The sequence below is a fragment of the Tenacibaculum aiptasiae genome, assembly GCF_965221665.1.
In the GTDB taxonomy this organism is placed as follows: domain Bacteria; phylum Bacteroidota; class Bacteroidia; order Flavobacteriales; family Flavobacteriaceae; genus Polaribacter; species Polaribacter aiptasiae.
Genome location: NZ_CBDCSN010000002.1, coordinates 186,877 through 199,395 on the forward strand (window position 1 = coordinate 186,877; position 12,519 = coordinate 199,395).

General features: G+C 29.0%; 17 protein-coding genes. 14 read left to right on the forward strand and 3 right to left on the reverse strand.

Going from position 1 to position 12,519, the window contains the following annotated elements; genetic code table 11:
- The first annotated feature begins 1 nt into the window (after position 1).
- The 6 genes from ACOQN8_RS01110 (at position 2) to ACOQN8_RS01135 (ending at position 4,784) form a co-directional block, all read left to right on the forward strand.
- Positions 2-1,255 carry a redoxin domain-containing protein gene (locus tag ACOQN8_RS01110; protein ID WP_420551290.1) on the forward strand — a complete coding sequence of 418 codons (1,254 nt, stop codon included), beginning with the start codon at positions 2-4 and terminating at the stop codon, positions 1,253-1,255.
- A 250-nt stretch (positions 1,256-1,505) separates the two neighbouring features.
- A complete protein-coding gene (locus ACOQN8_RS01115; RefSeq protein WP_420551291.1) occupies positions 1,506-2,066 on the forward strand; it encodes an LOG family protein in 561 nt (186 codons plus the stop codon).
- A gap of 135 nt (positions 2,067-2,201) precedes the next feature.
- Positions 2,202-3,011, forward strand: coding sequence for a cation efflux transmembrane domain-containing protein (locus tag ACOQN8_RS01120; RefSeq protein ID WP_420551292.1), 810 nt, complete (start codon positions 2,202-2,204; stop codon positions 3,009-3,011).
- Positions 3,012-3,057: 46 nt separating this feature from the next.
- Positions 3,058-3,696 carry a hypothetical protein gene (locus ACOQN8_RS01125; RefSeq protein ID WP_420551293.1) on the forward strand — a complete coding sequence of 213 codons (639 nt, stop codon included), beginning with the start codon at positions 3,058-3,060 and terminating at the stop codon, positions 3,694-3,696.
- A 414-nt stretch (positions 3,697-4,110) separates the two neighbouring features.
- Positions 4,111-4,479 (forward strand): hypothetical protein, encoded by a 369-nt coding sequence (locus ACOQN8_RS01130; protein ID WP_420551294.1) that lies wholly within the window; start codon positions 4,111-4,113, stop codon positions 4,477-4,479.
- Between the two features lie 83 nt (positions 4,480-4,562).
- Positions 4,563-4,784, forward strand: a complete 222-nt coding sequence (locus ACOQN8_RS01135) for a hypothetical protein (protein ID WP_420551295.1) — start codon at positions 4,563-4,565, stop codon at positions 4,782-4,784.
- Positions 4,785-4,904: 120 nt separating this feature from the next.
- Here ACOQN8_RS01135 and ACOQN8_RS01140 read toward each other — a convergent pair whose 3' ends face one another.
- The gene (locus ACOQN8_RS01140; protein WP_420551296.1) at positions 4,905-5,384 is read right to left on the reverse strand and encodes a nuclear transport factor 2 family protein; all 480 of its coding nucleotides are present in this window, start codon (positions 5,382-5,384) and stop codon (positions 4,905-4,907) included.
- A 71-nt stretch (positions 5,385-5,455) separates the two neighbouring features.
- On the opposite strand from ACOQN8_RS01140, the gene ACOQN8_RS01145 reads away from it, so the two are divergent.
- The 4 genes from ACOQN8_RS01145 (at position 5,456) to ACOQN8_RS01160 (ending at position 8,653) form a co-directional block, all read left to right on the forward strand.
- Positions 5,456-5,860 (forward strand): winged helix-turn-helix transcriptional regulator, encoded by a 405-nt coding sequence (locus ACOQN8_RS01145; RefSeq protein ID WP_420551297.1) that lies wholly within the window; start codon positions 5,456-5,458, stop codon positions 5,858-5,860.
- Between the two features lie 49 nt (positions 5,861-5,909).
- Complete coding sequence (locus ACOQN8_RS01150; RefSeq protein WP_420551298.1) at positions 5,910-6,434, forward strand: DinB family protein; 525 nt, start codon at positions 5,910-5,912, stop codon at positions 6,432-6,434.
- Between the two features lie 7 nt (positions 6,435-6,441).
- Positions 6,442-7,035, forward strand: a complete 594-nt coding sequence (locus ACOQN8_RS01155) for a DUF3841 domain-containing protein (protein ID WP_420551299.1) — start codon at positions 6,442-6,444, stop codon at positions 7,033-7,035.
- A gap of 208 nt (positions 7,036-7,243) precedes the next feature.
- A complete protein-coding gene (locus ACOQN8_RS01160; RefSeq protein ID WP_420551300.1) occupies positions 7,244-8,653 on the forward strand; it encodes an alpha/beta hydrolase in 1,410 nt (469 codons plus the stop codon).
- A 64-nt stretch (positions 8,654-8,717) separates the two neighbouring features.
- Here the strand turns inward: ACOQN8_RS01160 and ACOQN8_RS01165 are convergent, their stop codons facing one another.
- Entirely contained in the window at positions 8,718-9,317 is a 600-nt protein-coding gene (locus ACOQN8_RS01165; RefSeq protein ID WP_420551301.1) for an NADPH-dependent F420 reductase, read from the reverse strand.
- An 82-nt stretch (positions 9,318-9,399) separates the two neighbouring features.
- Here ACOQN8_RS01165 and ACOQN8_RS01170 point away from each other — a divergent pair, with 82 nt between their 5' ends.
- The 4 genes from ACOQN8_RS01170 (at position 9,400) to ACOQN8_RS01185 (ending at position 11,390) form a co-directional block, all read left to right on the forward strand.
- A complete protein-coding gene (locus ACOQN8_RS01170) occupies positions 9,400-9,756 on the forward strand; it encodes a winged helix-turn-helix transcriptional regulator (RefSeq protein WP_420551302.1) in 357 nt (118 codons plus the stop codon).
- 10 nt (positions 9,757-9,766) lie between these two features.
- On the forward strand, positions 9,767-10,351 hold the full coding sequence (locus ACOQN8_RS01175; RefSeq protein ID WP_420551303.1) for a Crp/Fnr family transcriptional regulator: 585 nt from the start codon (positions 9,767-9,769) through the stop codon (positions 10,349-10,351).
- Between the two features lie 95 nt (positions 10,352-10,446).
- Complete coding sequence (locus ACOQN8_RS01180) at positions 10,447-10,800, forward strand: nuclear transport factor 2 family protein (protein ID WP_150900273.1); 354 nt, start codon at positions 10,447-10,449, stop codon at positions 10,798-10,800.
- An 11-nt stretch (positions 10,801-10,811) separates the two neighbouring features.
- Positions 10,812-11,390 (forward strand): YceI family protein, encoded by a 579-nt coding sequence (locus ACOQN8_RS01185; protein ID WP_150900274.1) that lies wholly within the window; start codon positions 10,812-10,814, stop codon positions 11,388-11,390.
- A gap of 70 nt (positions 11,391-11,460) precedes the next feature.
- Here the strand turns inward: ACOQN8_RS01185 and moeB are convergent, their stop codons facing one another.
- Positions 11,461-12,513, reverse strand: coding sequence for a molybdopterin-synthase adenylyltransferase MoeB (moeB, locus tag ACOQN8_RS01190; protein WP_420551304.1), 1,053 nt, complete (start codon positions 12,511-12,513; stop codon positions 11,461-11,463).
- Positions 12,514-12,519 lie beyond the last annotated feature (6 nt).

The window sequence follows — 12,519 nt, forward strand, 5'->3', positions numbered from 1 at the left end:
TATGAAAATTAAAAATTACATCAATACTTTATTAACCCTACTAATTATAACTTTGAGTAGTTGTTCAAAAAACAAACAACTATGTATCATTGAAGGAACGTATACAGGAAACGATAATAAATCAATAATTTTAGCTAAACCTTATGAAGATTTACGCGTAAGTACAGCAATAGAAATACCTATTATTAACGGTAAATTTAAACATGAATTATTAGTCGAAAACCCAGAAGGGTATAGACTTTCCTTTGGAAAATCTAGATGGTCAGGAGGAAGATACATAAATGTGTTTTTAGAACCAGGAACAATAAAACTAACCATTCATCCAGAATCAGAATTTGATAAAAATGAAATCATAGGTGGTAAACAAAATAAAGAATACAAAGATTTTTCCAACATTAAAAATATAAAATTTCAAAATAGAATAAAACCATTAAGGGATAGTATTGAAGTTCTTATAAACAATAATACGTACTTCAGCGAACCAATGAAATCTATATTAAATGATCTAGAAAAAGAGGAAAATAAAATAGATACATTGTATAAAAAAATGGATCACTTAAAAAAGTTAAAATTAGATTTAACTATCCCTGCAAAGATCCTCAGTGAAAAAATAAAAAAAATCTATGATGAACAAAAAAAATGGGAACAACAATATATAAATGATAACCAAAACTTGCTTGCTTATTATTTATTTTATAATAATCTCGTTTCTAATAAAAAAATAGACGATGTAAAGGCCGTAAAGAAAAAATATGATGCTTTTTCTAGTAAATTTAAAGGACATCCCTATAATGAAATTGTATTGACTTTAATTTCAAGTAGGAATGGTGTTCAGCTAGGAAAAAAATACACTGATTTTTCAGCCCCAACAATTGATGGGAAATTAATTAAACTATCAGATTTAATAGATAATAAAATAGCTATAATCAATCTTTGGGGTACATGGTGTGGACCCTGTATAGCTCATAGTAAAGAACTAATTCCTATATACGAAGAATTTAAAGATAAAGGTCTTACAGTAGTAGGCGTTGCTGGTGAATTTAAGAACACCGAAAATCTCAAAAAATTTTTAGAAAAAGAAAAATTCCCTTGGTTAAACCTTGTTGAATTGGATGAAGAAAACCTTATTTGGCAAAAGTATGGGGTTGATGGTACAGGTGGTGGGATTTTCTTAATTGATAAAACAGGAAATATCTTAGCAATAAGTCCAACTGCTCAAGAAATTAGAGAAAAACTTAATAGTATATTGAAATAACAATTCTTAAGGAATATTGAAGAGCTAGTTGAAAAATCAGCAATGGAAAATTAAAATTTAAGGGAATACTTCTTAATGTATCTCATCATGGAAACAGTCAGAAAAAAAGTGATTACCACGATTGTCTTGTAGAAATTAGAACAACCAGCCAACAATATCTTTAATTCATTGCTTATTTGCTAACTTAGTCCAACGTAACGAAACCATTAATGAACACGTTACACATTATATAAAACAAGTAAATACTAAAATGAAAAGAATTACAATTTTTTGCGGTTCAAGTTTTGGAACAGATAATAATTTTGAACTCCAAGCAAAAGAACTTGGAAAAAAACTAGCTCTTGAAAATATTGAATTGGTTTATGGTGGAGCAAATGTTGGATTAATGGGAGCAGTAGCCAATGGAGCACTTTCAAATTCTGGGAAAGTGATAGGAGTTTTACCCACTTTTCTTAAATCAAAAGAAATAGCTCATACTAGATTAACTGAATTAATCTTAGTGGATTCTATGCATGAGAGAAAAACCAAGATGAATGAGCTTTGCGATGGTGTTATTGCTTTACCTGGAGGCTTTGGAACATTGGAAGAACTTTTTGAAATGTTGACGTGGGGACAATTAGGGTTGCATAAAAAACCAATTGGAATTCTTAATATTAATGGATTTTACAACAGTCTTATTACTTTCTTAGATCATATGGTTTCAATGGGACTTTTAAAAGAAAAAAATAGAAAGATGGTTTTAATTAGTGAAAATATTGATGAGCTTCTTACTAAAATGAAAACTTATCAAGCTCCAACCACTGGTAAATAGATCACGAAAGAAACTACTTAAAATTCAATAAAATAATATCTACTTCTCTGTATTACTAACTTAAGTTTAGTACATTGAACTCTTATAATAAGAAAAGTAAACTAACTTTTAGCTCATATAAATAAGCTGTGATTTATGTCGAGAAAACAACTAAATAAAACAATATTTGAGATATCTAAAATGGATTGTCCTTCAGAGGAAAACCTCATCAGAATGAAATTGGATGAAATCTCAAGCATTGCTAATTTAAGCTTTGACATAGCAAACCGAAAATTGACTGTTTTCCACAGCGGAGAAATTGACCAAATAGAAAAATCAATTCTTGAACTCAATTTGGGAGGAAAAAAAATTTCTACTGAACAAACCGACAAAACAGATTTCAAAGAAAATGCAAACCAGAAAAAACTACTCTGGTCTGTATTGGGAATTAACTTTACTTTTTTCTTAATAGAAATGACAACGGGTATAATCTCCAAGTCATTGGGGTTAATTGCAGACAGTTTAGACATGCTTGCAGATAGTTTGGTTTACGGAATTAGTTTGTTTGCTGTTGGTGGAACTTTAATTAAGAAAAAACGAATAGCAAAACTGGCTGGATATTTTCAAATAACGCTAGCTGTTATAGGTTTTATTGAAGTGTTAAGAAGATTTTTTGGCAATGAGAAACTTCCTGATTTTTCAACAATGATTGTCGTTTCAATTTTTGCACTCATCGCAAACGGAATTTGTCTTTACATTTTACAAAAATCAAAAAGTAAGGAAGAAGCCCATATGAAAGCAAGTATGATTTTTACTTCAAATGATGTAATTATTAATTTTGGAGTAATAATAGCTGGGCTTTTAGTAAACTGGTTAAATTCAAGTAAACCTGATTTGGTTATCGGAACAATCGTTTTTATTTTAGTTATTCAAGGAGCGTTTAGAATATTAAGATTGAGTAAATAGCTTTTTATTCAAAACTTATATATACTTTATCTTTAAATAAAAATTGATGGAATTAGAAATTATAAAAAAATTGAATAATATAAATGAAAATGATTTTATCAATTTTGACGAAGACATTAAAAACATCGAGATAAAAACTGGAATTAAGTTTCCTAAAATACTGTTTGATTTTTACAAACAAATTGGAATTCATTCTAATATATTTAAATCAGTTTTAAATGGTTTAAAACATAATAGTCTTGGAATTTTAGAGCTTCATATTGATGATCAAACTGGTGATAAATGGGGGTTAAACACAAATAACAATCTATTATTTAAGCCATTTAAAAGAAAATGGAGGAATACAAAATATTCTGTTCAGGATTTTTTAATTAATGAAGTTTTAAAAATAACATGCTTCAATCAAAATTTTACGGCTAGAGGTAAATGTTCTAATAACGAACTTAAAAAAGCCATAAACGATGGTTTCCTGTTTGAAATAGAAAGTAAAGAAATTCACATAGAAGCTGCAAATATTTATGATCTTAACATGAATTTTTATCAATCTTCAGCTAATGATATAATCGCAATTGGTGAAGAAAGTATTTATTATGGAGTTAACAATAGAGTTGATTTGGACAACTTTACATCCTTGTTTGGAAAAGACTGGTATTTAGCTCTATGGCTAGGTGGAGATAAGCTTTAATGATAAAATAATATTTTTGGATAAATACAAAACATACAGAAACACATTAACCTTCCGCTTTACCTACTCTATAAATCTTAGAAATTTATAAATATGCTACAGTTCTCATTATATACTTTGTACAACTTTAAATATTCTAATTTTAAGTTTGTACAAAATTAACGGTAAAATTTCTGTACAAACTTTTCTTAATTACTTTTTGAGTTGTACAAACTTTTTATAAAAACTCTAGTTGCTTATTTATTTTCTCATAGTAATTTAATTAAAAAGTATTCTTTAAGCAAAATCTCATTTTGTAATGCTTAATTAACTTGAGCCATTTTTTCCTTAATTAGAGTATATTGCAATCAAAAAAAATTGTTTCAGTATTATTTAGGTTGCCTCTAGATTAAAGCTATTCCAATACATTCATATATGACACAAATAATTAAATCAAGTTGGAAATGGGATATAAAAGAGAATTCTTTTGGTATAAACTTAGGTGATGATATAGCTGACTTGCTTTCTAGAAATATTATCAGAAAAAATGCTAATAACGAATATGAAAGTGTTAATGAACAAGTTTGGAGTATTGCAGAAACAAACGGAAAAGTAACTTCAATTGCGTTTAGAGGAAGCTTTTTTGAATTTATTAGAGATGACCTTTGGGAATTGGAGTACACTAAATTTGAAAGCGAGCTAAATAGTAAATTAACAAAAGTAAATGACGAATTTAAAGGAGACTCTTTACATGTAGTCTTTAGAGGAAACTTCATTGCAATAGCAATCTTGAAAAGGACCTAATATAATCTATATAAAAAAGCATTACATATATTTATCATTTACAATTTAAAAACAATTGAAACTAAAAAAACTTACTACATATTTTGATACAAGAAAACAAAAACTCAGAATTAGCTGATAAAGAAATTACTAATCAAAAACAGAGCTCAAAATTAATTAATGCTTTACTAATTGGTTTTTTAGCAGGCATCATTGTTACTGGACTTGTTGCTTGGATTATTGCAAAAAAGACTTGGGGAATTGTTCCAATGATAGCTCCTATTTTTATAATCTACTTATTAGTAAAAAAGAAAAAAAACGGTTAATTAGCCATACAATTTTTGGTTACTAAACAGCTAAATTTAGCATTGATGAAATATTGCATTTGATAATTTAAATAGTTAATTTGAAAATCATCAAATACAATACTTTATTAAAAGTTCCATTTAGAAATAAGTATTATTGTTTCTAAACTTTCCTCCAATCATCCAAAATAAGAATCTCATGGAACCATGAATTGGTTGAACAGAATCCCAATGTTCAGTAATTTCACCATTTTCAACCTTCCATACATCCATAATATTTAATCCTTTTTTAGGATTGCCTCTGTGTTTTTTATTATTTGTTGCATGAGAATGTACAATTACAAATGGTCCATCTACGTACATATGTTTTACATCGTATGTATAATCAGGATAGCGCTTAGCAAAATTAGATACAACTTCTAACACTCCTTTTAACCCATCAACCATGCTTTGATTGTGCTGCTTGTATTTATGGCTACCATACTTCTTTTTTACATACTCAAAATTATGATTATTCATAATATTCTGTACAAAGTCTACAACAACCTCAGCGTTTTCACATTCCTGATTTGTCCAATTTTCTCTTTTAAATCTGTTTAAATTAATCTCAAAAGTTTCCATTTTATTAAATATTTACATAACTTGCATTTTGCAAGCAAAGATAATTATTCACTTGCAAAAAACAAGTAAATATGAAAAAAAACACAAATCGTTCGAACTGCCCTATCAGTTACGCTCTTGATTTACTGGGCGATAAATGGAGTTTACTAATTATTAGAGACCTCGTTTTTGATCAAAAAAAATTTTATAAAGAATTTCTACAATCAAAAGAAAAAATAGCAACTAACATATTATCTGATAGATTAAAAAGGCTTGAAAAAGCTGGACTTATTGAATCGAGAGTTTATGAGAAACTAAGAACTCAAAAGGTATATTCTTTGACAGAAAAAGGAAAAGACTTAATACCTGTTTTAGTTGAGCTTATCCTATGGTCTGCAAAGCATGAAGAGGGATTAGCTGTTACTGAAGAGTTTGTTCAAAAAGCTACTGAATACAGAAATGAAGTCGTTCAAAATATTACATCAAACTTAGAGTAAGTCTAATGATAAAAACAGAATAATAACTTTGAATACACAATAAGTTAAAATGAACTTTGAATTAAATAAATCAATAGAGATTTTAGAAAAAACTCCTCTAGCTTTAGAAGCCTTATTAAATGGTTTATCTAAAGAATGGATTGTAAATAATGAAGGTGAAAATACTTGGAGTCCTTATGATATTGTTGGACATTTAATATTTGGAGAAAAAACAGATTGGATGGTTAGAATCAAAACAATTTTAAGCGAATCTGAAAACAAGCTCTTTGAACCTTTTGATCGTTTTGCTCAACTTAAAGAAGACCAAAACAAACCAATTCAAGAGTTAATAAAAGAATTCAAAACAATAAGAAAAAGTAATCTTAACGAATTGATTTCTTTAAACATTACTACCGAAGATTATAACCTTACAGGAATTCATCCCGAGTTTGGTCAAGTAACACTCAAACAATTAATTTCAACTTGGGCTGTACATGACTTAGGTCATATTGCTCAAATATCTAGAGTTATGGCCAAACAATACACAGAAGAAGTTGGTCCTTGGATAAACTATTTAGGCATTTTAAAAAGATAATCTTTAAATGAAACTCTGGACAATTCAACCTATAGAATTTTACGATAAACTAATTAAAGATGGAGAAATTTATACTTTAGAAAAATACGCTGATCCTCATTTTAAAGAAACCTACAAATGGATGATTAAAGAGATGGAAAACAGGATTGGACCTAGGCCTCAAGATAATATATTTCCCATTTGGGCTTGGTATCAATATAAGGATAGTACTTCCAGAAGACCTGACTTAAGAACATCAGGTTTTTTACCACAAGGTACAAAAGGCGTGAGAATTGAATTTGAAAAACCAGAAAACCAAGTTCTATTATCAGATTTTCTCTTATGGCATTACCCATTAAATTATTGGTACATTCCTGATAATGAAGAACAAGTTTTAAACTTTGACAAACTTCTTAATAAAGCTAAAGTAAAATTTACAGATATTGAACAATACCCTGATTCTTTAAAGGATTTAACTGAAAAGAGTTGGGATAAGGTTTTTGATATGAATTATAATTGTGAATATACAACCCAAGATTTTAAACACAAGAAAATTCAAGCTACATTCTGGAGTTTAAAAAGCTCTGAAATAACTAAAGTTGACTTTTTTAAGGCTAGATAGAGAGCATATTATATCAATAATAGATTTTAATTCTACTTAAAATCTTATCAAAACAGTAACCATTTATAAACTTATGTCGTCTATATAGAAAGCTTATGAATGAACCTTTAATCTAAAAAAAAAGGTTACTTCTTCTATTGCTATGCTGATTTCAAAAAAAACTGTAAACAGTAATCTTAAAAACCTAACCTAAAACAATTCAATTTTAATGCTAAAACACCACTACCTACTATTCGTTACTATCTTCCTAATTACACTAAACAGTAATGCTCAATTTTCAAAATGTTCAGATCAAGAAGAATTTTCAGAATTCAAATCTTCTTTATGTACTACAGTAAAAACACCTTTGGACTACCAATCAAATAAAGATCAAACTCTAAATATATTTGTTAGAAAATTTCCTTCACTAAAAAAAAGGAAAGGTTCTATTTGGCTTATTGCTGGAGGCCCTGGTGAATCTGGTGCTAGTTTCTATCCTCTAATCAACCAATTTTCTAAACTATTTCCGCATTTAGATATTTTTGTTCCAGATCACAGAGGTACTGGATTGTCTAGTAAAATATGTCCTAAACAAGAAAGTATAGATTCACCTAATGGTATTGCTTTGGCTAATAATGAATGGGGGCCTTGTTTTGGACAAATGTTTAGTAACAAATCATACACACAAGCTTTTTCTATTACCAATGCTGCTAATGATTTGAGTGTTTTAATGAATCAATTAAGTGGAAAAGGGAAACGTTATGTATACGGAGTTTCTTACGGAACTCAATTAGTATTACGTTTACTTCAATTAAACTCAGTGAAGATTGACGGTGTTATTCTCGACTCACTAGTTCCTTTACAAGATGATACAGACTATGATTTAAGTCAAAGATCATTTGTAACGAATAATGTTGGGCGCGCAGTTTTAGATTTATACAACAAACCAGAACCAAATAATACTGTTTCATTAAACAATCAGTTACAAAACATTCTTAAGAAAACTCAAAACAACAGCGACTTTGCTAAAAAATTACCTAAGCAAGATTTATCTATAATTTTTGGGATGATGTTAGATATTCCTGAAGTTCGAAATAAAATTCCTACGATTATTAAAGCATTAGCTAACAACAACGTAGAACCATTAAATAGTGCTATTGCTGACATTACAAAGTTTTATACAGAATATGGAGCTAAATACAAAACCTCATCTAACTCTATACCTTTAACTCAGGTAATTACAGGCTCTGAAAATAATTTAAAACCAGAAGCTAAAAAAAGTGACGTTACTAAAGAATCGAAAGGCTTATTATTTACTAGTCCATTACCTAAACTAATTGCTGAGAATTCTATGCCTACTTATCAACGTGATAACTACTTTGCTAAAGTTCCTAAAAATATGCCTCCAACATTAATCTTACATGGAACATTAGATCCAAAGACACATTACAATGGAGCGCTTCGTCATTATAAAAAAATGGCTAAGAACAACGATATAAAATTTATTGGTGTAAAAGATGCTCCTCATTTTATCGCTTTATTTGCGCCTACGGCTTTTACCTCAACTGTAACATCATTCATGAACGGTCAAAAAATAACAAACAAAACAATCATTGATAAAAACACATTGATTCAATAAGTATAAAATTCAATATTAAAACAAAAGACCATTCATTAGTAATTATGATTGGTCTTTGTATTTATTATTTTCTTTGGAAATAGGTAAAACCAGCATCGGTTCCGCCTCCATTAAGAGCAATCGAAATATTTAAATGAGCCATAGCTTCTAAATGACGTGCATTTTGAATACCTCCAACAACTAAACCTTCAAACCCAATAGTATTAGCTAGTTTTTTTACAACCTCAGCAGCATCTTCATCATCAGAGGCAATAAAAACTGTAAGTTTATTTCCACTAATTTCTTGTTTACCTGTTTTCATTACATCGGCAAATATGGTATTAAATGCTTTTACCACTTTACTTTCGGATAATAACCTAGCGGTTTGCTCTCCCCCACTATCTTCCCCTAAAAATAAAGGAGTCCAATTTTCTATATGAATAGCGTTTGTAATATCTATTACTATTTTTCCTTTTAAAGCTTCCTTGTTTGCTAACAACACATTATTCATTGCATTGTATGGAATTGCAAAACAGACTATATCTCCGCTTTCACAAGCTTCTGAAATAGCTATTTGATTTTCTTTTGGATTTGGAGTTGCATACTTTACTTCATAACCTACATTTGTAAATAAATCTCCTAAGCTCGATGCTACATTTCCTGCACCTATAAAGTTAATTTTCATCTGAATACGTTTTAAACTCTATGCAAAATTGTATGTTTGTATAACAATAACCAAACAGTAAGCAACTAACAAAAAGGTAAGTGTGAGAAAAAAAGCATCAACTAATTTTGAAAATGAAAAGTTTTTAGAATATGATTGCCCATTCATGACAACGTTACGTTTTATTGGTAAGCGATGGAAACCAGCTGTCTTATGGAAAATACATGATGGTAAAGTTAGGTTTAATCAGCTCAAAGAAGCTCTACCTTATATAAGTGATAAAATGTTAGCAAATACAGTAAGTGAATTAGAGGCAGATGGAATTATTGAAAAATTAATTTTTAAAGAAGTTCCTCTTCGTGTTGAATATAAACTTACTAATTTTGGACTTGGAATTTTACCTGTCTTATCTGAAATGAATAAGTGGGGATCCATAACTAAAGAGAATTTGAAATCTTAGTAACAAGCAAATGAATACAAAACCTTTATTAGATTATATTAATAAACATACTTCCTTAACAGCAGAGGAAGAAGATATTCTTAACGCTAAAATTACGTTCAGAAACTATTTAAAAGATCAATATATAGCTCAGCAAGGAGATGTATGTAAAACGGTTAATTTTATAATTTCTGGATGTACCAAAACCTTTTATACCAACCAAGAGGGGCAAGAACATGTTGTAATGTTTTCTATTGAAGATTGGTGGGCTTCTGATTTAGGAAGTTTTATAACTCAAACTCCTTCTGATTTTAATGTTCAATGTATTGAAACTACTCAGCTTATCCAATTTACTTTTGAAAACCTTGAATATTTATATGCTGAAATTCCAAAATTAGAGCGCGTATTTAGAAAAATAGTAGAACGTGCTTTCGTTGCTTCTCAAAAAAGAATTATCAGAAACTTTAGTCTTTCTGCTAAAGAACGTTATTTAATTTTTAAAGAAACATACCCTAAAATAGAACAACGAGTTCCTCAATATATGATTGCTTCTTACTTAGGTATTACTAAAGAATTTTTAAGTAAAATTAAAAGTCAAATTATTCAAAACCAATAAAAGTTAATCTAGTTTAACATCATTTCATAATCTACTTCATTTTTAGTCTTTTTTATGCTTTAGATATTTGTATCATAATATTTAAACAAAAAAAGATGAATACTTTATTAGAGAAAATCAGCACTGTTAATGATATGATTCTTCAAGGTAAAGCCTTGGAAGCTTTTGATCAATTTTATCATGATGATGTTGTAATGCAAGAAAATAACGATCCAATTGTTGAAGGTAAATCTGCTAACAGACAACGTGAAGAAGAGTTTTTTGCTGCTATTACAGAATTTAGAGCTGCACAACCGTTAAAAGTTACTATTGGAGAAAATACAACTATGGTCGAATGGCATTTTGATTATACTCATAAAGATTGGGGGATTAAAAACTTTACACAAGTTGCCGTTCAAGACTGGAAAGATGGAAAAATAATTAAAGAAAAATTTTATTACAACGCTTAAAAACAATAAAAATGAAAAATACAATTAAAAATATCGGGGCCATAGCATTATTAGCTTTTCTTACATTTTCTTTTACTACTTTAAAAGACACTAAGAAAGATATTAAAATTAAAAACAGTAAAATTGTTTGGAAAGGATACAAAGTTACTGGTTCACATGAAGGAACTATTGCTTTAAAAACGGGTTCTTTAAGCTTTAACAACAATAAATTAACTAGTGGTGAATTCACTATAGATATGACAAGCATTGCCTGTACTGATTTAAATGGTGAATATAAAAATAAGTTAGAAGGGCATTTAAAATCTGATGATTTCTTTGGAGTTAAGAAAAACCCAACTGCAACTTTAGTTTTCAAAAAAGTAAAATCTACAGGAAAGAATTCATATAAAGTTACTGGTGATTTAACTATTAAAGGCATTACTAAAAAAGTAGATTTTATACTTTCAGTTTATGGAAATAAAGCGAATGCTTCTTTAAAAATAGATAGATCTAAATACAATGTAAAATATGGTTCAACTAGTTTCTTTGACGGATTAAAAGACAAAGCTATTTATGATGAGTTTGACTTAGTTGTTGATTTAGAATTTTAATAGAGAAAATTAATAGTTAAGATATAAAAATTCCCCTAAGCTTATACTTAGGGGAATTTATCTTTTACTTTTATCCAAGTCCATTCTTTAAATTGATAAACTTGATTTCTTCTATTTGCTCTTCTAAAAATATGATTGCTTTTTTACTTCTTATTCCCGACTTACAATACACAACTACATTTTTTGTCATATCTATTTCTTCAAATCGTTGTTGTAACTCTCCTAGTGGAATATGCTGTCCTCCAATATGATGTTGCTTACGCTCCCAATCTTCTCTAACATCTAAAAGATGATACTTTTCAGTATTCTCTTCTAACTCTGCTAATGTTATTTCGTTAGCAATTGTTTTCATTCCACAGAAAAAATCATAATCATCTTCTAGTGCCGTTACTTTTGACTTTGATGTTTTTTCTAAATTCAAAGTCATCTGACGCATATTTAAAGTATTATACATTAAAAGTTTATTGGCTAATACTTCTCCAATTCCGCAAATAATTTTTATTGCTTCATTTGCTTGAAATCCACCTATAATTCCTGGTAATACCCCTAGTACTCCTATTTGTGAACAATTAGGTGATTCTTCTGGTTTTGGTGGTGTAGGATATAAACACCTATAGGTAGCACTCCCGTTATAATTAAATACACTTACTTGCCCCTCAAACTTAAAGATTGCTCCGTATACCAAAGGTTTATTCGTTAGTACTGCTGCATCATTGGTTAAATATCTTGTTGAAAAATTATCACTTCCATCAACAATTACATCATATGCATTAAACATTGAAATTGCATTATCTCTGGTTAACTTTTCTTTATAAACATTAAACTGGATAAATGGATTTAGTTTTGACAATCGTTTTGCAGCACTTTCAGCTTTTGAAAAACCAATATCGTCTATAGTATACAATATTTGACGTTGTAAATTACTTTGATCTACCACATCATCGTCAATTATCCCAATAGTTCCAACTCCTGCTGCTGTTAAATACTGTAGTACTGGACATCCTAAACCTCCAGCTCCTATTACTAAAACTTTGGCTTGTTTTAATTTTAGTTGTCCCTCTACACCTATTTTATCTAAAATTAGATGACGATTGTATTGTTTTTGTTCTTCTTTGGTAAACATATTTTC